Consider the following 19625-nt stretch of genomic DNA (forward strand, 5'->3'; position numbering starts at 1 on the left):
GATGTCAGCGCTGGGTGGGGTGATGAGAAAGCTGGTACACATCTGCTACGGTGTTGTGATGAAACAGCAAAAGTATGACGAGAATTACGCTACAGCAGCTTGACGCTCAAGACGGTAGCTGTAAGCTCGAGCCGCGCCATCCCTGGCGCGGACGCTTTACTCTTCTATTCCATTACTACCGTTTTCACTTCTTAGATCCGTCTGCCAAAAGGCTAACACGGTGTTACCACCGCCTTCTCATTCACACACTACGTCCGTAACCCGCGTCCGCGTTCAATCAGCCACCAGACCAGCAGATAAAACACCACGATAAAGGCAATCAGCACCGACATGGTGAACAGCAGCGGTACATCCTGAATCCCGAGGAAGCCATAGCGGAAGCCGCTAATCATGTACACCACCGGGTTCAGCTTGGAGACGGCCTGCCAGAACGGCGGCAGCAGCGTCAGCGAGTAAAACACCCCGCCCAGATAGGTCAGCGGCGTTAATACAAACGTCGGAATCAGGCTGATATCGTCAAAGGTTTTTGCAAACACCGCATTCAATAAGCCTGCCAGCGAGAACAGTGTCGCCGTCAGCAAGAGCGTCAGAACAATGATCCACCAGGCATGAACATGTAGCGGGACGAAGAACAGCGATACGGCAGTCACCAGTACCCCGACGCACAGGCCACGTGCAATCCCCCCACCAACATAGCCCGCAATAATCACGTGAGTCGGCACTGGCGCGACCAGCAGTTCTTCAATATTGCGTTGAAACTTGGCGCTGAAAAAGGAAGAAGCGACGTTAGCATAGGCGTTGGTAATGACCGCCATCATGATCAGGCCCGGCACGATAAACTGCATGTAGGTGAAACCGTGCATGTCACCAATACGTGAGCCGATCAAGTTGCCAAAAATAATGAAATACAGCGTCATGGTGATCACTGGCGGCACCAGCGTCTGAATCCAGATACGCCCGAATCGAGTGACTTCTTTCACCCAGATACTCTGTAGCGCTACCCAATACAAATGCATCATGCCTTTTCTCCCTTACCGTTCGCCCCGTCCCCATTAACCAAGGTGACAAACAGCTCTTCCAACCGGTTCGCTTTATTACGCATACTCAATATCGTTATCCCCTGCGCGCTTAGCTGGCTGAATAACGCATTCAGACCTTGCTCACGCATCACATCCACTTCCAGCGTTGACGTATCCACCAGACGGAACACATAGCCTTCCAGCTGTGGCAGCGGGCTTTTCGCCGCCAGATCGAAAATAAACGTTTCGGACTTCAACTGAGCAAGCAGCTGTTTCATCGAAGTGTTCTCCACCAGCTCTCCCCGCTGGATGATCCCGATGTTGCGGCACAGCATTTCCGCTTCTTCCAGATAGTGCGTCGTCAGGATAATCGTGGTGCCCTGCGCGTTCAGTTCCTTCAAAAAGCCCCACATGGAACGACGTAATTCGATATCCACGCCTGCGGTCGGCTCATCAAGAATCAGCAGCTTAGGCTCATGCATTAACGCACGCGCAATCATCAGACGACGCTTCATCCCGCCGGACAACATCATCGCTTTTTCGTTGCGTTTCTCCCACAGATCGAGCTGTTTCAGGTATTTTTCGGCACGCTGCAATGCATCCTGACGTTTCACGCCATAATAGCCAGCCTGATTAACCACAATCTGTAATACCGTTTCGAAAGGATTGAAGTTAAATTCCTGCGGGACCAACCCCAGCTGGCGTTTCGCATTCACTTTGTCCAGCTCAAGGTCATAGCCGAAGACGCGAACTTTACCGGCCGTTTTATTCACCAGCGAGCTGATAATCCCAATCGTGGTCGATTTTCCCGCGCCATTTGGCCCCAGAAGCGCATAAAAATCCCCCGCTTCCACGTTCAGGTCGATCCCCCGTAGCGCCTGGACGCCTCCCGAATAGGTTTTGGTTAGTTGCGCCAGTTCCAGTGCATATGTCATAAGAAATGGATTGCCTTATTATCAGTGAATTCTACAGATTTGAAGTGTGACAAATGAATACTCTAAATAATTCAAGTTTCAGGCAGGCGGCAAGCGAGGGAACCCCGATGAGCTTACTCAGGTAAGTGATTCGGGTGAGTGAACGCAGCCAACGCACATGCAACTTGAAGTATGACGAGTATAAACTATCGTTTTTCAAACGACGCATGTTGCCTTATATTACTCCTCACTGCCCCTTGTTTGTTACAGGTCATTTACTTTCATGAAAGAAATTGAAACGCTCATCGCCAATAACCAGCTTTGGTCTAAAACGATGGTGGAAGAGGATCCTGGCTATTTTGAACGTCTGGCGCAGGCACAACGTCCCCGTTTTCTATGGATTGGATGCTCGGACAGTCGCGTACCTGCGGAAAGTCTGACCAGCCTTGAGCCTGGTGAACTGTTTGTTCACCGCAACGTCGCCAATCTGGTTATTCACACCGACCTCAATTGCCTGTCTGTCGTGCAATATGCCGTCGAAGTTCTCGAAGTCGAACATATCATTATCTGCGGCCACTACGGCTGCGGCGGTGTTCAGGCTGCGGTAGAAAACCCGGAACTGGGTTTGATTAACAACTGGCTGCTGCATATCCGTGATTTGTGGTACAAGCATAGTTCGCTGCTGGGGGAATTGCCTCCCGAACAGCGGCTGAATACGCTCTGTGAAATCAACGTTGTCGAGCAAGTTTATAACCTCGGCCACTCCACCATCATGCAGTCCGCCTGGAAGCGTGGTCAGAAAGTCACGATCCACGGTTGGGTTTACGGTATTCAGGATGGCCGTCTGCGCGATCTGGAAGTGACGGCGACCAACCGGGAGACGCTGGAACAGCGTTATCGCCGCGCGATTTCTTCCCTGCCTTGATACGCTGTCTGACGCCCACTCGCTGGGCGTCGCTCACGGCATCGGCCTTATCTAATACGCTATTCCTGTGGAACAACCTTGCCGACGTAAGGTAAATGGCGATAGTGCTGGGCATAGTCGATGCCGTAACCCACAACGAATTCATCAGGGATCGAGAACCCAACCCACTCGACTTTCACCGCCACTTCACGGCGCTCTGGTTTGTCCAGCAGCGTACAGATAGCCAGCGATTTTGGCTCACGCAGTTGCAGAATTTCCCGCACTTTGCTCAGCGTGTTGCCCGAGTCGATAATATCTTCAACGATCAACACGTCTTTGCCGCGAATATCCTCGTCCAGATCTTTCAGGATTTTAACATCGCGCGTACTGTTCATACCGCTGCCATAGCTGGATGCCGTCATGAAGTCCACTTCGTGAGGGACATCAATCGCCCGACATAAATCGGCCATAAAGATAAACGATCCACGCAATAGCCCCACCAGCACCATATCGCTGCCGCTATCACGGTAGTGTTCGCTGATCTGTTGCCCCAGTTCGGTAACCCGCGCCATCACTTCCTGCTCAGAAATCATGACTTCCACGGTATGTTTCATCATACTGATAACTCTTTGAAGTAAGGTATTCAGCACCCTCGGTAGAATGACAGACTCATTATCGATGATGCGCCAATGCTGACTTTTGAATCAGTCTGGGCAATGCCCAAGCGCGCGAAGTATATCAGAAACCACACCATGAAGGAGACACCATGAGCACACCACCAGTGGATGTTTGCTACAAAGTGAACGCCCCGCTTTCCAGTCAGCAGTTCATTGAGCTGTTGGCGAAAACGTCATTGGGGCCGCGCCGCCCGCTGGATGATGAGACGGCAATTGCAGGTATGCTTAAGCACGCCAACCTGCTGGTTTCCGCCTGGCAAGGAGAGACGCTGGTTGGGATCGCGCGCAGCGTGACAGATTTTCATTTTTGCTGCTATCTGTCCGATCTGGCGGTATCAGAGGACTGTCAGCACGCGGGAATAGGCAAGAAGCTGATTCAACAAACCGCTCAGCAGCTTGAAAAAGGCTGCAAAATTATTTTGCTGGCCGCGCCGCTGGCGGTGGATTACTACCCAAAATTAGGATTTGAAAAGCATAACAGCACCTGGCTCATGCCCGCGGCAGATTTACACGACAAGGCGTAATTATTTCTTTTCAGAACCGTCAGCCGGAGTGCTGACGGCGGGTAAAGCAGGATACAAGACTGGCGGATCTGTCTTAATGCTTAAACGCACCTGCTGTCCCGGTTCAAACCAGTTACCAGTCTGCACCAGCAGCATCAGTTCTCCCATCTTCACCCGATACAAGTTTGATGTGCCCATGAATAGCCTATCTTCGATAGACGCCGGGCCATCGGGATCGAGCGCCAACGCCACGTCTGCCGGGCGTACCATCCAGTCGCATTGTGAATCCATCGGCTGATTGAGCGGATGGGTCGCCTGATGATCGCCCAATGGGCTTTGCCATTGATGGTCGCTCATAATTTTCACAGGCAAATAGTTCGTATTCCCCATAAAATCAGCGACAAAGCGGCTATTCGGGCGATGGTACAGCTCGGATGGATAGCCCTGCTGCATAATCTTCCCTTCATCCAGCAGAATCAGATGGTCGGCGCAGGCAAAAGCTTCCTCCCGACTGTGCGTAGCGAAAACCGCCGCAACATGACGCTGCTTGAGAATCTGCCGCAATTCGGTGATCAGGCGATAGCGGGTCTGGCTGTCCAGACCGGGAAACGGCTCATCCAGCAACAGCAGTTTCGGCTCACAGGCCAGCGCCTGGGCAATCGCCAAACGCTGCTGCTGTTCATTGGATAGCTCGTGTGGATAACGTGCGGCAACCTCATCCAGTTGCAAAAGCGTCAGCATCTCCGCACAAGTTAGCTTTACCTCGCTGTCCGAGCGGCCATACAAACCAAACGCAATGTTGCCTTCCACCGTCAGATGCGGAAAGAGCGCGTAGTCCTGAAAAATCAGGCCAACCTGACGCAGCTCGGGCAGGACGTACGCTTGCGGCGAGCTGACGGGTTCACCTTCCAGAAAAATCTTGCCCTGAGTAATCGGCAGCAGGCCAGCGATCACCTGTAATAGCGCCGTTTTACCACAGCCGTTTCGCCCCAACAGGCAGATCGTCTCATCATCACGCACGGCAAATGAGATGTTCTCCAGCACGGGAGACTGCTGCAACGTACAACTTACTGCCTGAACGCTCAGAATATCTATCGGCGCGGCCATGTGATTATCCTTTTATATTCAGTGCGCGATTCAGCCAGAAAACAGGGATTAACCCTACCGCTACCAGCACCAGCGCAGGAAAGGCAAATGACGCAATCTGCTCATCCGCCGTAAAGCGGAAAACATACGTTGCCAACGTATCAATCCCGAAAGGGCGCAGTAGCAGCGAGACATTCAGCTCTTTCATACTTTCCGTAAAAATCAGCAGCGCCCCGATGAACAGGCTGCGACGCAACAGCGGAATATGCACGCGCGACCAACGGCTGAGGGGAGAGGCGCCCAGTACAAGACTCGCACTGTCCAGCGATCGCGGAATGCCTTCCATGCTGCGCTCAAGGCTGTCCAGCATCAGACGCCCAAATTTAACGCTATAGGCGAGGATGAGAATAAACAGCGAGCCCGCCAACAAAGCCTCCGCGGGAGGTAACCCCGCCGCGTTGGCAAATAGATTAATTCCGCTGTCCACCAGCGACAGCAAAGTAAACAGTCCGACGGCCAGTACCACGCCGGGCAAGGCAAAACTCAGGCTGACTAGCCGAACCGGTGTCTGATTGGCAAATATCCCAGCCGTGCGCGTGTAAAAGATAAACGACAGCGCCATTAGCGTAATGATGATAGTCGCGATGGCTGAGGCTAACAGGCTATTCATCACTGCATGGAGGAACGCCATATCCCACACTGACATCATATGTCGGAGCGCCAGAAAGAGTAGATATAGCACCGGGAACAGAAACGACAGACAAACGATGCCCCAGCAGTAACTGCGAACCGCCTTGCTGCGCCACCCGCTCAACACAGGCGGAATCACCTGAGAAGGATTAGCTTGAGCTTGATAAATTCTCTGCTTGCGACGCCAGACATTAACCAGAAACATCAAGAGGAAGATCGCAGGCAAAATCAATACGCCAACGCGTGCCGCCGCGCCGAGATCGCCCTGCTTCTGCCAGATATCCAGCACCTGCGTTGTCATCGTTGGGGTATCAAGATAAGACGCCGCGCCATAATCGCCCAGCGTTTCAACCACCACTAGCGCGCCACCGCAGGCAATCGCAGGCAGTGCAATAGGCAAACATAAGCGGCGTAAAACCTGGGTACGTGTTTGATTCAGTAATCGAGCCGAATGAATCAAGCTGGCAGGCTGTTTCGCCAGCGCTTCACGCACCAGCAGGTAAATATAGGGATAAAGCACCAGCGCCAACACCAGGCTGATGCAGCCCAGCGAAACGGGTAGCCCAGCGATGTGGGATTCCCCCCACGACGAGGCTATCTGCAGCCCGCCTTCCTGCAACAACCGGGATAGGTGCCGTAGCACATCGGTATAAAGGTAGGCGAGTAGAAACGCAGGCATCGCGAGCGGCAGGCAAAGCGCCCATTGCAGTACACGATGACCGGGAAAACGGTACATGGCGATAAACCAGGCGGAAGGCAACCCAAACAGCAGGCTGAAGAAAAGCGTGCCAATCACGATGACCGCTGAATGTATCAGATAGGTGGGTAACCCGATTTGCCACAGTTGGCTAAATCCCATCCCATCGGCAAAAAAAGCCTGATAAAAAACCGTTGCTAAAGGAAGCAGCAACAGTCCCGCCAACAACCAACTACTGACGCGCCAGACACCGGAGATCATAGAATAAAAACTGTATTAGGTGAGATCGCTGTTATTAATAACAGAGGCTGACGGTGGCGTCATCGTATCAAACAGCGATAAATGGGCTTTAATCCTGCGATTAACCTGAGGCGATTGCCATCGCCGATTGTCACCAAAATAAAAACCAACTATTTCAATAGATTGCGATTATGAGTTTTCCGCCTTTTCGTCATTCATTTTTTATCGCAATCAGATGTTTCCCGTAAGAAAACTTGGAACCTCATGGGATATCTGTGATAACGTCATCTGACAACATTTGGAACAGGTTCAACCATGAAAAACTCTGCGCTGGCTCTGCTCCTGCTAAGCCTGATGAGCTTCTCTTCCGCCAGCAAGGCGCTGAATGAATTTGAAGCGGAAGATCTGGCCGATCTGACCGCGATCTTTGTTTATCTGAAAAACCACTGTGGCTATCAAGATCTGCCGAATGAACAGATTCGTCGGACGCTGGTCGCTTTTGCTCAGCAAAACCGCTGGGATCTCAGCAATTACAGCGCGTACGACATGACGGCGATGGGTGAAGACAGCTATCGCGATCTGAGTAAAATCGCTATCCCAACACCGAAGAAATGTCAGTCTCTGGCACGTAATTCACTGGGCCTGCTCTCCTACGCACAATAGTTCCCCCCTCCTCCGCGCTGACTGAAATTTGACCGTGCAAGCGGCAAAAGAGTCAGCTATGATGGCGCGCCAATTTTCATGGCTGTTATCGCGGAGGAAGCCCTAACATGTCCCAGAAAGAAATTTGGTATGAAACTCTGCATGCCAACTTTGGCCAGTACTTTTCGGTTGATCGCGTGCTGTATCACGAAAAGACCGATCATCAAGATCTCATCATCTTTGAAAACGACGCATTAGGTCGCGTGATGGCGCTTGACGGCGTGGTGCAAACCACCGAGCGCGATGAATTCATCTATCACGAAATGCTCACCCACGTTCCCCTTCTGTCACACGGCAGCGCCAAACGCGTACTGATTATCGGTGGCGGCGATGGCGGTATGCTGCGGGAAGTCAGCCGGCACCGCGGCGTCGAATATATCACGATGGTAGAAATCGATGCCGGCGTGGTGGAATTTTGTCGCCAATATCTGCCCAATCACAGCGCTGGTAGCTATGACGACCCGCGTTTTAATCTGGTGATTGATGACGGCGTTAACTTCGTCAGGCAGTGCAACGAAAAATTTGACGTCATTATTTCCGATTGCACCGACCCCATCGGCCCCGGTGAAAGCCTGTTCACCTCCGATTTCTATCAGGGCTGCGCCCGCTGCCTGAACGAAGGCGGGATTTTCGTCGCGCAGAATGGGGTGTGCTTCCTGCAACAGGATGAAGCCGTCGGCAGTCATAAAAAACTCAGCCACTATTTCAAAGATGTCAGCTTTTATCAGGCAGCGATCCCGACTTATTACGGCGGCATTATGACGTTTGCCTGGGCCAGCAATAACCCTGTGCTGCGCCAGATAGAGGCCACCACGCTGCGCCAGCGTTTTGCGCAATCCGCTATCGCTTGTCGCTATTACACGCCTGATGTTCACATCGGCAGCTTTGCCCTGCCACAGTATCTGTTGAGCGCGTTACAAAATGCCCAATAATCCATTACTTAGGGAATCACACAGCCATAAGGGGGTGACGTAAATTGCACAAGCTGAAGCTACACGGCTTTAACAACCTAACGAAAAGCCTGAGTTTTTGTATCTACGATATCTGTTACACCAAAACGGCCGACGATCGCGATGCTTATATCGCCTATATCGACGAACAATATAACGCTAACCGTTTAACAGAAATCCTCACTGAAACCTGCTCAATTATTGGTGCCAACGTCCTTAACATCGCCCGTCAGGACTATGACCCACAAGGTGCGAGCGTGACCATTCTGGTCAGCGAAGAACCCATCGATCCACGAGATGTCGATACCTCAGAACATCCAGGGCCGTTGCCTAACTCCGTCGTTGCCCATCTGGATAAAAGCCATATCTGTGTCCATACCTATCCGGAAAGCCACCCGGAAGGCGGACTCTGTACCTTCCGCGCAGATATTGAAGTTTCTACCTGCGGCGTGATTTCACCGCTGAAAGCGCTGAACTACCTCATCCACCAGCTTGAATCCGATATTGTGACCATCGACTATCGCGTGCGGGGATTTACCCGTGATGTTAATGGCATAAAGCATTTCATCGATCACCAGATCAATTCGGTTCAGAACTTCATGTCAGAGGACATGAAATCGCTCTATCACATGATGGACGTGAACGTGTATCAGGAAAATATCTTCCATACCAAAATGTTATTGAAAGACTTCGACCTGAAACACTACCTGTTCAACGTCAGTCCAGAAGAGCTCAGCGCTGCTGAACGGAAAAGAATTACCGATCTGCTGTATCACGAAATGCAGGAAATCTATTACGGCAGAAACCTGCCCGTTCTGTAATGATACATATAGGGTGTATCTCTTAGTCACAAATATAAGGGCATCAAGGATTTTGCCGTTATCCGGCGTAAAAATTATGCAGCGGTGCACTTGACCGCCGAGTGAGCGACAGGACGTCGCGAAAGCCAGCGCCATGCCGGGAGCATGTCGCTGGCGGCTCGAAAAGCGGGCATGGACACCGGTGGAACCGCGTAGCGGCATAATTTAGCCGGAAGCCTGGGTTCGCAGGGCGGCGGCGACTGAGCGCCCTGCGTCGGGCGCGTGCTATGAAGTAGCATGAAAATGCCGGTATCATTGCGCACGAAATTGTCTCTTAGTCAGCATAAAAAAGCGTTACTAAGAAGCCACCTTTTACCAAAGGAAAGCTGGATTAGTCATGTTGGCTTTTGTCTTTCCCACATTACCCTTCATTTCTTCGCACACTATTTCGTCAAAAATGATGCGCGTCACATTTATTTCTTTCTGCATTTTTTGCTTGCATTCTCTCCCAGCCTTGCTGCATCTGGGTTCGCGTCAATTGGTATAAGGTCAACTAAAAATCATATATCTTGTGTGGTTGAAATTTAAAACACCCACATCTAGTATTCTTTGTGTAGCGCTCGCGTAACGGGTCGCTACCCAGTGGATCGGTTCGGGTGCACATGCCCTGAAGATAGCCGCTCCGACATACTTCTTTCACGCCAAAGGGTAAATACGAATCATGCGTATTACTATTTTCACTAAGCCAGATTGTGTTCAATGCAACGCCACATGCCGTGCGCTGGACAAGCAAGGAATTAACTATCAACTGGTGGACTTAACTGAAGATGAACAGGCGTTGCAGCAGGTAAGAGCATTGGGCTATCAACAGGTACCCGTCGTGATGACGGCCGACGATCATTGGAGCGGCTTCCGCCCGGATAAGATCAGTACTCTGAACGCCGCCCTGCAATTGCAGTAAGGGGGCAATATGAACCCGCTGGTCTATTTCTCCAGCCAGTCGGAAAACACGCATCGCTTCATTTCCAGGGTTGGCTTGCCAGCCCTGAGAATTCCGATAGCGACAGAACAGCCTGCATTGAAAGTTGATCGCCCCTATATTCTGGTTGTCCCCAGCTATGGCGGAGGCAGCACGAAAGGGACTGTGCCGCGTCAGGTCATCATCTTTCTCAACGATCCGCATAATCGCGCTTATCTGCGCGGCGTGATTGCCGCAGGCAATACCAATTTCGGTGCAGCGTACTGCATCGCTGGCGACATCATTGCGCAGAAATGTCAGGTGCCTTACCTGTACCGCTTTGAATTGCTCGGCACGGCAGAAGACGTTGCAAACGTGCGTAAGGGAGTAACTGAATTTTGGCAACAACAGACCACGTGAGTGCAAAGGCAACCAAGGCCGACGCAGATGCCCACTCACTCGATTACCACGCATTGAACGCGATGCTCAACCTCTACGACGCAGAGGGGAATATCCAGTTCGAGATGGATAAGCTCGCGGCGCGCCGTTATTTCCTACAGCATGTAAACCAGAACACCGTGTTCTTCCACAATCTGGAAGAAAAGCTGCGTTATCTGGTGGAAGAAGGCTACTACGAAGCGGAAGTGCTGGATCAATATCAGTTCGATTTCATCAAGAGTCTTTTCCAGCAGGCCTACGCTCACAAATTCCGTTTTCAAACCTTTCTGGGGGCGTTCAAATACTACACCGGCTATACGCTAAAAACCTTTGACGGCAAACGCTATCTGGAACGCTACGAAGATCGCGTCTGCCTTGTGGCACTGACCCTCGCTAAAGGGGACACGGCACTCGCTAGCACGCTGGTAGATGAAATCATCAGTGGACGCTTCCAGCCCGCCACCCCCACGTTCCTCAACTGCGGTAAAAAGCAGCGCGGCGAACTGGTCTCCTGCTTCCTGCTGCGCATTGAAGACAATATGGAGTCAATTGGCCGAGCAATTAACTCCGCGCTTCAGCTCTCAAAACGCGGCGGCGGCGTGGCCTTCATGCTCAGCAACATCCGCGAAACCGGTGCGCCGATCAAACGTATTGAAAACCAGTCGTCCGGCATTATCCCTATCATGAAAATGCTGGAAGATGCGTTCTCCTACGCCAACCAGCTTGGAGCGCGTCAGGGCGCGGGGGCGGTGTACCTCAATGCACACCACCCCGATATTCTGCGTTTTCTGGATACCAAGCGGGAAAATGCCGATGAGAAAATCCGCATCAAGACGCTGTCTTTAGGTGTGGTCATTCCCGATATCACGTTCCAGTTGGCGAAGAATAATCAGGTGATGTACCTGTTCTCGCCCTATGATGTCGAGCAAGTTTATGGCGTGCCGCTGTCAGAAATTAGCGTCACCGAAAAATACCATGAGATGGTCAACGACAAGCGCATCCGTAAATCCCAAATTAAGGCGCGCGAATTCTTCCAGATCCTCGCTGAGATCCAGTTCGAGTCCGGTTATCCCTACATGATGTTTGAGGATACGGTGAATCGCGCGAACCCGATTCACGGCCGTATCAATATGAGTAACCTGTGCTCTGAGATTTTGCAGGTCAACGAGGCCAGCCTGTACGACGACGATCTTGGCTACAGCCACATCGGTAAAGACATCTCCTGTAACCTCGGTTCGATGAATATTGCCAATGCGATGGCCTCGCCCGATTTCGGCCAGACAGTTGAAATGGCGATCCGCGCGCTGACCGCCGTTTCCGATATGAGCCACATCAGCTCTGTGCCGTCCATAGAAAAAGGCAACGACCAATCGCACGCCATTGGTTTAGGTCAGATGAACCTGCATGGCTATCTGGCGAAAGAACGGATTTTTTACGGCACAGAAGAAGCCGTCGATTTCACCAACATTTATTTCTATACCGTTGCTTTCCACGCAATTCGGGCATCGAATGTCTTAGCGATAGAGCGGAATCAGCGCTTCTCAGGCTTTGAACTCTCAAAATACGCTACGGGTGAGTATTTTGATAAGTACATCGAGCAAATCTGGGAACCCACAACAACACGCGCACGTGAGCTGTTTGAACAGGCTGGCATCCACATTCCCACTCAGCAGGACTGGGCAGCGCTGCGCGAATCCGTGATGGCGCACGGCATTTATAACCAGAACTTGCAGGCAGTTCCGCCGACCGGTTCGATTTCATATATCAACCACTCGACGTCCAGCATCCACCCGATTGTGTCACGTATCGAAATTCGTAAAGAGGGCAAGATTGGTCGCGTCTACTACCCTGCCCCTTACATGAACAATAACAATCTCGAGTATTACCAGGATGCCTATGAGATTGGGCCGCAGAAGATTATCGACACCTATGCCGCCGCCACGCAGCACGTCGATCAGGGGCTGTCGCTGACGCTGTTTTTCCGCGATACCGCCACCACGCGCGACATCAATAAAGCGCAGATCTACGCCTGGACCAAAGGCATTAAGACTATTTATTACATTCGCATACGACAGATGGCGCTGGAAGGCACCGAAGTTCAGGGCTGTGTGTCCTGTGCGCTCTAAGCCATCGCGGAAGGAAATCGAAGCATGACCGCACTCACTCGCGTCCAGGCGATTAACTGGAACAAAATTGAAGACGACAAAGATTTGGAAGTCTGGAACCGGCTGACGTCTAACTTCTGGCTTCCGGAAAAGGTGCCACTTTCTAACGATATTCCGTCGTGGAGTACGCTCAATGCCCGCGAGCGTCAGTTGACGATCCGTGTCTTCACTGGACTAACGCTGTTAGACACCATCCAAAATACGCTAGGCGCACCAACACTCATGTCCGATGCTGTGACGCCACATGAAGAAGCCGTGCTGTCTAACATCAGCTTTATGGAAGCGGTGCATGCTCGTTCGTACAGCTCTATTTTCTCGACGCTGTGTCTAACCAGCGAAGTTGATGATGCGTATCGATGGAGCGAAGAGAATACGGCGCTACAGAAAAAGTCCGACATTATTCTGTCGCACTATCGCAGTGACGATCCGCTGATGAAGAAAGTCGCCAGCGTGTTTCTGGAGTCGTTCCTGTTCTACTCGGGGTTCTACCTGCCGATGTACTGGTCAAGCCGTGCCAAGCTGACCAACACGGCGGATTTGATCCGGCTTATCATTCGCGACGAAGCGGTACACGGCTACTATATTGGCTACAAATTCCAGCGCGGGTTAGCGAAGGTCGATTCCGCTCGTCAGCAGCAGGTGAAAAATTTCGCCTACGATCTGCTACAGGATTTGTATGACAATGAGGTGTTATATACGCAGGAACTCTATGACGGCGTCGGCTGGACGGAAGATGTGAAGAAATTCCTCCACTACAACGCGAACAAAGCGCTAATGAATCTGGGTTATGAAGCGCTGTTCCCCGCCAGCATGACGGATGTGAATCCCGCGATTCTCTCGGCGCTATCGCCAAACGCGGATGAGAACCACGACTTCTTCTCTGGCTCGGGTTCATCTTATGTGATCGGTAAAGCCGTCAACACTGAAGACGAAGACTGGGACTTCTAAAAAAACGGCCGCTGCTTTTCGGGTGGCCGCATTTTTCCCCAAACGCTTCTCTACAGTCTTTTTTCGATAAACCCAGAAATGAAAAAACCCTGAACCATTTCTGATTCAGGGCTTTCATATAAGTGGCGGAACGGACGGGGCTCGAACCCGCGACCCCCTGCGTGACAGGCAGGTATTCTAACCAACTGAACTACCGCTCCACTCGTGCTCACTGAGCGGGATGAATACTAAGATGACGGCACTATTACGTCAATGCTTTTTATAACTAACCGTTTCTGTTTGCTTATAATTTCATCTTGCTGTCTATTCTCTCACCCGCAATGCGATCAACCGATTCTTTTTACTGCGTAAAGGGCAGAATATCGCAGCGGCGCTATTCTGCCCGCCACAGGCAACTCCCGCCTTTTTTAGCAATCAGATCCAGACGTTGTTCATGCGCTAATAGCTCTGCCTCATCAGCGTAAAGTACCGTTAACGCCGATTGAGGGCGGACGATTCTCTGGATCGTTTCGGTATTCTCGTTCTTCTGCTGCGTTTCACCTTCCATCGAAAAAGTCAGTGACGTCTGACCACCGGTCATCGCCAGATAAACTTCTGCCAGAATCTCGGCATCGAGCAATGCGCCGTGCAGCGTACGCTTGCTGTTATCTATCTGGTAGCGATCGCAGAGCGCATCCAAACTGTTACGCTTACCGGGAAAGATCTTCCGCGCCATTAACAGGCTATCGGTGATCTTACAGAACGTCTCCGTCTTAGGAAGATCTCGGTTCAGCAGCCGAAATTCGTAATCCATAAAGCCGATATCAAACGTTGCGTTATGGATGACCAGCTCTGCGCCACGGATAAAATCGAGAAAATCATCCACGATATCCGCATACGTCGGCTTGTCAGCCAGAAACTCATCGCTAATACCATGTACGTTATACGCTTCGGGATCCACTAAACGATCGGGTTTGATATAGACGTGAAAATGACGGCCAGTCAGGCGGCGGTTAATCACTTCAACCGCACCGATCTCGATAATTTTATGCCCTTCATAGTGAACCCCCAGCATATTCATACCGGTGGTTTCTGTATCCAGGACGATTTGTCGCGTAATTTCAGTGCTCATCGTTTTCGTTTATGTCAGACTTGCCGTTTTTACCATAAGGGAGAGTCTACCAGAGATGCGCAAACAGGTAGAAATTTTCACCGACGGATCTTGCCTCGGTAATCCCGGCCCCGGCGGCTATGGCGCCCTGCTGCGCTACAAGCAGCACGAAAAAGCATTGAGTGCTGGTTATCGTCTTACGACGAATAACAGAATGGAGCTGATGGCCGCAATTGCAGCGCTTGAAACACTAACCACTGACTGTGACGTCGTACTCAGCACAGACAGTCAATATGTTCGTCAGGGAATCACCAGTTGGATTCATAACTGGAAAAAGCGAGGTTGGAAAACCGCCGATAAAAAACCGGTCAAGAACGTCGATCTCTGGCAAAGACTGGATACCGCGATTCAACGCCATTCCGTGCGCTGGGAATGGGTAAAAGGACACGCAGGGCATCCAGAAAACGAGCGCTGTGATGAACTCGCTCGCGCTGCCGCCAGTGCACCAACGCTTGATGACACCGGTTATCAGGCTGAGTAAATCACCGTAGGCGTCCGCCTCATCTTCGATATATCTTTGTTGCGCCCACCGTGCGGCGCACTGATGCTTTGCGCAATCTCGCCCTCATCGGCGTAAACGTCAGCGGAATTGTGCGCTTCCGGGCAATAATCAACGTCAGACACCCCAGCATCGGAATATGTTTATTCAACTTCCCTTTGTTTCTTCGCCATGGCGTAACGTGAAAATGGGTCTGTTCGATAACCTCATAGTTCAATAGCCCCAGCCAGTCCGTAATACGCATTTGAGTAAACATGCGGCTGCAATAAGGATGTTTTTTATTGAGTCTGGGGATCAGTTTACCCAAGCCAACCAGACTGATCGGATTAAACGTGCTCAGGATTAACCAACCATCATCGATCAAGACACGATCAACCTCCCGCAGAATACGATGCGGGTCCGATGAATATGACAGCGTTTGAGCAAGCAAGCAGGCGTCGATCGACTTTTCAGAGAACGGTAATTGATGAGCATCTGCGATAACCTGAAGATTATCGCCGTGTGGAGCAACATTAACCTGATGCGCAATCGCACACTCTGTTACATGGATTTCCGCGCTTAGCGCCCCTACCTTGATAAGATGAAAACCAAAGAGTTTTGACCACCATGGCAACAAAGCCAGTTCAATCGACTCGCGATAAAATTGCCCACAGGTGATATCATCCCATGAATCAGGTGCAACAATGGTCTGAGGGGTTCGTGCCAATTTCATCTTCTGTTCTCGTCCTCAGGCTGCTAGAAAAAAGAGGTGATGAATGAATCTTATCAGTATCCCCGCACTTCAGGACAACTACATTTGGCTATTGAGCAATAAAGAAAATCGCTGTGTGATCGTCGATCCTGGTGAGGCTTCCCCGGTGCTTAATACACTCGATCAACACTCACTTTTCCCCGAAGCAATCTTGCTCACTCATCATCATAACGACCATGTAGGAGGCGTCAGCGAGCTCCTCAAACATTACCCTAATCTGCCTGTTTTTGGTCCAAAAGAAACCGCTAAATGCGGCGCGACCTACCTGGTGGAAGAAGGAAATACCGTCTCTTTGTTAAATTCGGAATTTTCTGTAATTGAGGTTCCAGGGCACACATCTGGTCATATTGCCTACTACAGTGCGCCATTTTTGTTCTGTGGCGATACCCTATTTTCAGCGGGATGCGGTCGTATTTTTGAAGGCACATCGAGACAAATGTATGAATCTATTCAAAAAATAGCAGAACTCCCTGATGATACAATAGTGTGCTGCGCTCATGAATACACGCTATCAAACTTAAGATTTTCTAATGCGATATTGCCAGAAGATCCCATTATTGAAGCTTATCTCCATGAAATCAGTCAGATACGAGAAAAATCGCAGTCTAGTTTACCAACGACATTAGGGCTGGAGAGAAGAATCAACCTATTCCTCCGCTGTCATGAAATTGATTTAAAAAGGAAATTATCAAAGGAACCTGAAAATATAGAGAATTGGCAAGCTTTTGAGATGCTACGTAGCAAGAAAGACTGCTTCTGAAGGTTTAGGTTGTGCTATTCCTCTAATCAAAGTATCCTTGCTCGTCTTTTAAGCAACTATTGACCAACATATGAAGGCTAAAGCGATACTCATCGCCTCAGTCTTGCTGGCGGGTTGTCAGGTCTCACCACATGACACCTCACAACCCAAGCAGCATGCACAGAGTTTGTCTTCGGCAAGTCAAAGTGAAGCAGGAAAGTACACAGGTGGTCGAGAGGCCTCAGCGCGATGGCTAGATGACGATAGCCTCGCGCAACGAGATCTGTGGAACTTCATTGGCGACGAGCTGAAGATGGAGGTTCCGGAAAACGCCCGGATCCGCGAGCAAAAAATGCGTTATTTGAAAAATAAGAGCTATCTCCACGATGTAACATTACGGGCAGAGCCGTACATGTACTGGATAGTCGAGCAGATTAAGCAACGTAAAATGCCGATGGAACTGGTACTGCTACCCATAGTGGAGAGCGCTTTTGATCCAAGTGCCACATCATCCGCCAATGCCGCTGGGCTATGGCAGATTATCCCTGGCACAGGACGCAATTATGGTTTGAAACAAAACCAGTGGTACGACGGACGTCGCGATGTGATTGCGTCTACGACGGCTGCGCTGGATATGATGCAACGACTCAACACAATGTTTGATGGCGACTGGTTATTGACCGTTGCTGCATACAACAGTGGTGAAGGCCGCGTCATGCAGGCGATGAAAGCGAATAAAGCAAAAGGAAAATCAACCAGCTTCTGGGCGCTGGCGTTACCGCGGGAAACGTCAATCTATGTTCCTAAGATGCTGGCTTTGAGCGATATTCTTAAAAACAGCAAGAAGTATGGCGTGAGTCTGCCGCAACCCAATGAAAGCCGCGCATTAGCAAAGGTTGAGCTGGGGCAGCAGATAGAGTTGACGCAAGCTGCTGAGATGGCTGGTTTGTCGTTGAATAAGCTGAAGAGCTATAACTCGGGCTATAAACGTAATGTTACCGCGCCAAATGGGCCACATTACATTATGGTTCCTAAAGCTCACGTTGAGCAGTTGAAAGATTCACTGGCTGATGGTGACATCGCAGCGATTCAACCAACACGCTTAGCGCAAACGCAGCCAACACCAGCATCACAGCAGTATAAGGTACGCTCGGGTGATACCTTATCAGCCATTGCGGCACGGCTTAATGTCAGCACGAAAGATTTGCAGAGCTGGAACAATCTACGTAGCGCTGGTGCGCTCAAGGTTGGCCAGACGTTGCAAGTTGCCAAAGCGTCAGGCAATAGCAGTTCTATCACCTACCAGGTTAGAAAGGGTGATTCGCTGGCAAGCATTGCTAAACGGCACGGCGTAAATATCGCTGATGTGATGCGCTGGAATACGGTTATCAACAAGAATGCCAACATCCAGCCAGGCGATCGTCTGACGCTTTATGTTAGCAGCAATATAAAACCTGATTCTTAATGTCATATCAGAATCAGTAACGATAAGCAGCCCTCTACCTCTGTAGATGGGCTGTTTTTTTATAGCGATTAACTCAGGCTAAATTCAACGAGCAGTGGGTTATGATCTGAGGCCTGAGTCACCAATACAGAAGACTGGTTAACGGTCAGCTCACGGTAAAAGACGAAATCGAGCGGGCGACCAAACGCCTTTCGCCGTTGGTCATCAACGAATTGTACCTCCTGCAATCCCATCCTTGTCGCAAACCGATTCAGTGCATTAATACGCTGTTGACTCCACGCATTAAAATCTCCGGCCATAATAGCTGGCCCCTGATGATGTACGAGTTGTTCCCCAATCGCAGCCAACTGCTTGGTATAAACTTCAACACCAAAACTAAAGTTAACCGCATGGATATTGATAACCATCAGCCTCTGACCATTCTGAAGCGCGTAGACGGTCACCAACGAGGACTTAGCCAAACGCAACAGGGGTTCCCTTTCACGTAAAGGACAGCAATATACTGGCTGAGCTGCTGATAGCGTCATCACACCAGATGGATGCTGCGGGAGAATAATGGCAGGAACCTGATCGGCAGAAAGGTAGTTAGTGGTTGCGAAACGGATGAGTTCTGGCGTGCTTTGCGCTTCCTGCAACAGAACTAGCTGGGTACCTTTACCGAAATTCTGCAACACGGAAAGCCAGTTCATTCGTTGTTGCTTAAAAATGTTCCACACCATGACGCGTAAAACATCGCCCTCCAGCAACAATGAGCCTGTCGGTAGCACTTGTCCCGGATAATGCATTTCCCCGGGAGGAAAGATACGTTCAGCTGGTTGGCCGGCAACATACCTCATCGCATAGGTTCTTTTCCGCACGCCTAATCCACTATCGGTTTCAATACTCTAAATACCCTATCAAAAAAGAGCACTCTTCTGTTATAGAATTTTATCGCAGACTTACAATGTACGCTCGGCGATAGAGTAGGAAAATGAAGTGATCGGCAAAAACAAAAAAGAAGAGAAGGAGAAAGGAACGAATTTATATACAAATTCTAATATTCAAAAATGAAAAGCCCTAAGCGTTAACTTAGGGCTTTCATAATAAGTGGCGGAACGGACGGGGCTCGAACCCGCGACCCCCTGCGTGACAGGCAGGTATTCTAACCAACTGAACTACCGCTCCACCGAATTTCTCTACAACCACCGGATTGCTCCGGCTTACTGCTTAATTTGATGCCTGGCAGTTCCCTACTCTCACATGGGGAAGCCCCACACTACCATCGGCGCTACGGCGTTTCACTTCTGAGTTCGGCATGGGGTCAGGTGGGACCACCGCGCTATCGCCGCCA

General features: G+C 50.5%; 20 protein-coding genes, 2 tRNA genes and 1 rRNA gene. 12 read left to right on the top strand and 11 right to left on the bottom strand.

From position 1 onward, the window contains the following. Positions 1-248 precede the first annotated feature (248 nt). Both Q3A88_RS20270 and Q3A88_RS20275 read right to left on the bottom strand, forming a co-directional pair. The gene (locus Q3A88_RS20270; protein ID WP_014916286.1) at positions 249-1019 is read right to left on the bottom strand and encodes an ABC transporter permease; all 771 of its coding nucleotides are present in this window, start codon (positions 1017-1019) and stop codon (positions 249-251) included. Then, positions 1016-1954, bottom strand: a complete 939-nt coding sequence (locus Q3A88_RS20275) for an ABC transporter ATP-binding protein (protein ID WP_014916287.1) — start codon at positions 1952-1954, stop codon at positions 1016-1018. The genes Q3A88_RS20270 and Q3A88_RS20275 overlap by 4 nt, the downstream gene beginning before the upstream one ends. Before the next feature lie 262 nt (positions 1955-2216). Here Q3A88_RS20275 and can point away from each other — a divergent pair, with 262 nt between their 5' ends. Then, entirely contained in the window at positions 2217-2858 is a 642-nt protein-coding gene (gene can / locus Q3A88_RS20280) for a carbonate dehydratase (protein WP_010280785.1), read from the top strand. Between the two features lie 59 nt (positions 2859-2917). Here can and hpt read toward each other — a convergent pair whose 3' ends face one another. Then, the gene (hpt, locus tag Q3A88_RS20285; RefSeq protein ID WP_172644812.1) at positions 2918-3451 is read right to left on the bottom strand and encodes a hypoxanthine phosphoribosyltransferase; all 534 of its coding nucleotides are present in this window, start codon (positions 3449-3451) and stop codon (positions 2918-2920) included. Positions 3452-3603: 152 nt separating this feature from the next. Here hpt and Q3A88_RS20290 point away from each other — a divergent pair, with 152 nt between their 5' ends. Then, on the top strand, positions 3604-4038 hold the full coding sequence (locus Q3A88_RS20290) for a GNAT family N-acetyltransferase (protein ID WP_014916289.1): 435 nt from the start codon (positions 3604-3606) through the stop codon (positions 4036-4038). On the opposite strand, the gene Q3A88_RS20295 is transcribed toward Q3A88_RS20290, so the two are convergent. Both Q3A88_RS20295 and Q3A88_RS20300 read right to left on the bottom strand, forming a co-directional pair. Next, a complete protein-coding gene (locus Q3A88_RS20295; protein WP_317178543.1) occupies positions 4039-5124 on the bottom strand; it encodes an ABC transporter ATP-binding protein in 1086 nt (361 codons plus the stop codon). A 4-nt stretch (positions 5125-5128) separates the two neighbouring features. Then, positions 5129-6751, bottom strand: coding sequence for an iron ABC transporter permease (locus Q3A88_RS20300; protein WP_317178544.1), 1623 nt, complete (start codon positions 6749-6751; stop codon positions 5129-5131). Positions 6752-7045: 294 nt separating this feature from the next. Between Q3A88_RS20300 and Q3A88_RS20305 the strand changes: the two genes are divergently transcribed. From Q3A88_RS20305 to nrdF, 7 genes are all read left to right on the top strand, one after another. Beyond that, positions 7046-7393, top strand: a complete 348-nt coding sequence (locus Q3A88_RS20305) for a YacC family pilotin-like protein (protein ID WP_010280797.1) — start codon at positions 7046-7048, stop codon at positions 7391-7393. A 107-nt stretch (positions 7394-7500) separates the two neighbouring features. Next, a complete protein-coding gene (speE, locus tag Q3A88_RS20310; RefSeq protein ID WP_317178545.1) occupies positions 7501-8364 on the top strand; it encodes a polyamine aminopropyltransferase in 864 nt (287 codons plus the stop codon). 44 nt (positions 8365-8408) lie between these two features. Then, positions 8409-9203, top strand: coding sequence for an adenosylmethionine decarboxylase (gene speD, locus Q3A88_RS20315; protein ID WP_317178546.1), 795 nt, complete (start codon positions 8409-8411; stop codon positions 9201-9203). Between the two features lie 700 nt (positions 9204-9903). Continuing rightward, positions 9904-10143 (top strand): glutaredoxin-like protein NrdH, encoded by a 240-nt coding sequence (gene nrdH / locus Q3A88_RS20320; RefSeq protein WP_014916295.1) that lies wholly within the window; start codon positions 9904-9906, stop codon positions 10141-10143. 9 nt (positions 10144-10152) lie between these two features. Then, positions 10153-10560 (top strand): class Ib ribonucleoside-diphosphate reductase assembly flavoprotein NrdI, encoded by a 408-nt coding sequence (gene nrdI, locus Q3A88_RS20325; protein WP_317178547.1) that lies wholly within the window; start codon positions 10153-10155, stop codon positions 10558-10560. Then, positions 10539-12704, top strand: a complete 2166-nt coding sequence (nrdE, locus tag Q3A88_RS20330; protein WP_410522773.1) for a class 1b ribonucleoside-diphosphate reductase subunit alpha — start codon at positions 10539-10541, stop codon at positions 12702-12704. Before nrdI ends, nrdE begins: the two co-directional genes overlap by 22 nt. Positions 12705-12728: 24 nt before the next feature. After that, positions 12729-13691, top strand: coding sequence for a class 1b ribonucleoside-diphosphate reductase subunit beta (gene nrdF, locus Q3A88_RS20335; RefSeq protein ID WP_317178548.1), 963 nt, complete (start codon positions 12729-12731; stop codon positions 13689-13691). Between the two features lie 123 nt (positions 13692-13814). Here the strand turns inward: nrdF and Q3A88_RS20340 are convergent. Both Q3A88_RS20340 and dnaQ read right to left on the bottom strand, forming a co-directional pair. Further along, a tRNA-Asp gene (locus Q3A88_RS20340) sits at positions 13815-13891 on the bottom strand. Between the two features lie 173 nt (positions 13892-14064). Then, positions 14065-14802 (bottom strand): DNA polymerase III subunit epsilon, encoded by a 738-nt coding sequence (gene dnaQ / locus Q3A88_RS20345; RefSeq protein WP_039318335.1) that lies wholly within the window; start codon positions 14800-14802, stop codon positions 14065-14067. On the opposite strand from dnaQ, the gene rnhA reads away from it, so the two are divergent. After that, positions 14756-15322 (top strand): ribonuclease HI, encoded by a 567-nt coding sequence (gene rnhA / locus Q3A88_RS20350; protein WP_162274785.1) that lies wholly within the window; start codon positions 14756-14758, stop codon positions 15320-15322. The genes dnaQ and rnhA overlap by 47 nt on opposite strands. 19 nt (positions 15323-15341) lie before the next feature. Here rnhA and Q3A88_RS20355 read toward each other — a convergent pair whose 3' ends face one another. Continuing rightward, positions 15342-16052, bottom strand: a complete 711-nt coding sequence (locus tag Q3A88_RS20355) for a class I SAM-dependent methyltransferase (RefSeq protein ID WP_039500018.1) — start codon at positions 16050-16052, stop codon at positions 15342-15344. A 43-nt stretch (positions 16053-16095) separates the two neighbouring features. On the opposite strand from Q3A88_RS20355, the gene gloB reads away from it, so the two are divergent. After that, positions 16096-16851 carry a hydroxyacylglutathione hydrolase gene (gene gloB / locus Q3A88_RS20360; protein WP_317178549.1) on the top strand — a complete coding sequence of 252 codons (756 nt, stop codon included), beginning with the start codon at positions 16096-16098 and terminating at the stop codon, positions 16849-16851. A 70-nt stretch (positions 16852-16921) separates the two neighbouring features. Then, complete coding sequence (gene mltD, locus Q3A88_RS20365) at positions 16922-18295, top strand: murein transglycosylase D (RefSeq protein ID WP_039281742.1); 1374 nt, start codon at positions 16922-16924, stop codon at positions 18293-18295. A 68-nt stretch (positions 18296-18363) separates the two neighbouring features. On the opposite strand, the gene Q3A88_RS20370 is transcribed toward mltD, so the two are convergent. From Q3A88_RS20370 to rrf, 3 genes are all read right to left on the bottom strand, one after another. Then, positions 18364-19152 carry an endonuclease/exonuclease/phosphatase family protein gene (locus tag Q3A88_RS20370; RefSeq protein WP_039281746.1) on the bottom strand — a complete coding sequence of 263 codons (789 nt, stop codon included), beginning with the start codon at positions 19150-19152 and terminating at the stop codon, positions 18364-18366. A 230-nt stretch (positions 19153-19382) separates the two neighbouring features. Next, a tRNA-Asp gene (locus tag Q3A88_RS20375) sits at positions 19383-19459 on the bottom strand. 52 nt (positions 19460-19511) lie between these two features. After that, a 5S ribosomal RNA gene (gene rrf, locus Q3A88_RS20380) occupies positions 19512-19625 on the bottom strand; the annotation flags it as partial.

It is taken from the genome of Pectobacterium sp. HCp5_1, from assembly GCF_032905925.1.
Classification (GTDB): Bacteria; Pseudomonadota; Gammaproteobacteria; order Enterobacterales; family Enterobacteriaceae; genus Pectobacterium; species Pectobacterium brasiliense_A.

Coding starts and splice junctions, on each gene's coding strand:
- nrdH (WP_014916295.1), top strand. CDS start 9,904: ATGCGTATTACTATTTTCACTAAGCCAGATTGTGTTCAATGCAACGCC.
- Q3A88_RS20300 (WP_317178544.1), bottom strand. CDS start 6,751: ATGATCTCCGGTGTCTGGCGCGTCAGTAGTTGGTTGTTGGCGGGACTG.
- dnaQ (WP_039318335.1), bottom strand. CDS start 14,802: ATGAGCACTGAAATTACGCGACAAATCGTCCTGGATACAGAAACCACC.
- speE (WP_317178545.1), top strand. CDS start 7,501: ATGTCCCAGAAAGAAATTTGGTATGAAACTCTGCATGCCAACTTTGGC.
- Q3A88_RS20355 (WP_039500018.1), bottom strand. CDS start 16,052: ATGAAATTGGCACGAACCCCTCAGACCATTGTTGCACCTGATTCATGG.
- Q3A88_RS20295 (WP_317178543.1), bottom strand. CDS start 5,124: ATGGCCGCGCCGATAGATATTCTGAGCGTTCAGGCAGTAAGTTGTACG.
- nrdF (WP_317178548.1), top strand. CDS start 12,729: ATGACCGCACTCACTCGCGTCCAGGCGATTAACTGGAACAAAATTGAA.
- hpt (WP_172644812.1), bottom strand. CDS start 3,451: ATGAAACATACCGTGGAAGTCATGATTTCTGAGCAGGAAGTGATGGCG.
- nrdI (WP_317178547.1), top strand. CDS start 10,153: ATGAACCCGCTGGTCTATTTCTCCAGCCAGTCGGAAAACACGCATCGC.
- Q3A88_RS20275 (WP_014916287.1), bottom strand. CDS start 1,954: ATGACATATGCACTGGAACTGGCGCAACTAACCAAAACCTATTCGGGA.
- Q3A88_RS20305 (WP_010280797.1), top strand. CDS start 7,046: ATGAAAAACTCTGCGCTGGCTCTGCTCCTGCTAAGCCTGATGAGCTTC.
- Q3A88_RS20290 (WP_014916289.1), top strand. CDS start 3,604: ATGAGCACACCACCAGTGGATGTTTGCTACAAAGTGAACGCCCCGCTT.
- gloB (WP_317178549.1), top strand. CDS start 16,096: ATGAATCTTATCAGTATCCCCGCACTTCAGGACAACTACATTTGGCTA.
- mltD (WP_039281742.1), top strand. CDS start 16,922: ATGAAGGCTAAAGCGATACTCATCGCCTCAGTCTTGCTGGCGGGTTGT.
- Q3A88_RS20270 (WP_014916286.1), bottom strand. CDS start 1,019: ATGATGCATTTGTATTGGGTAGCGCTACAGAGTATCTGGGTGAAAGAA.
- can (WP_010280785.1), top strand. CDS start 2,217: ATGAAAGAAATTGAAACGCTCATCGCCAATAACCAGCTTTGGTCTAAA.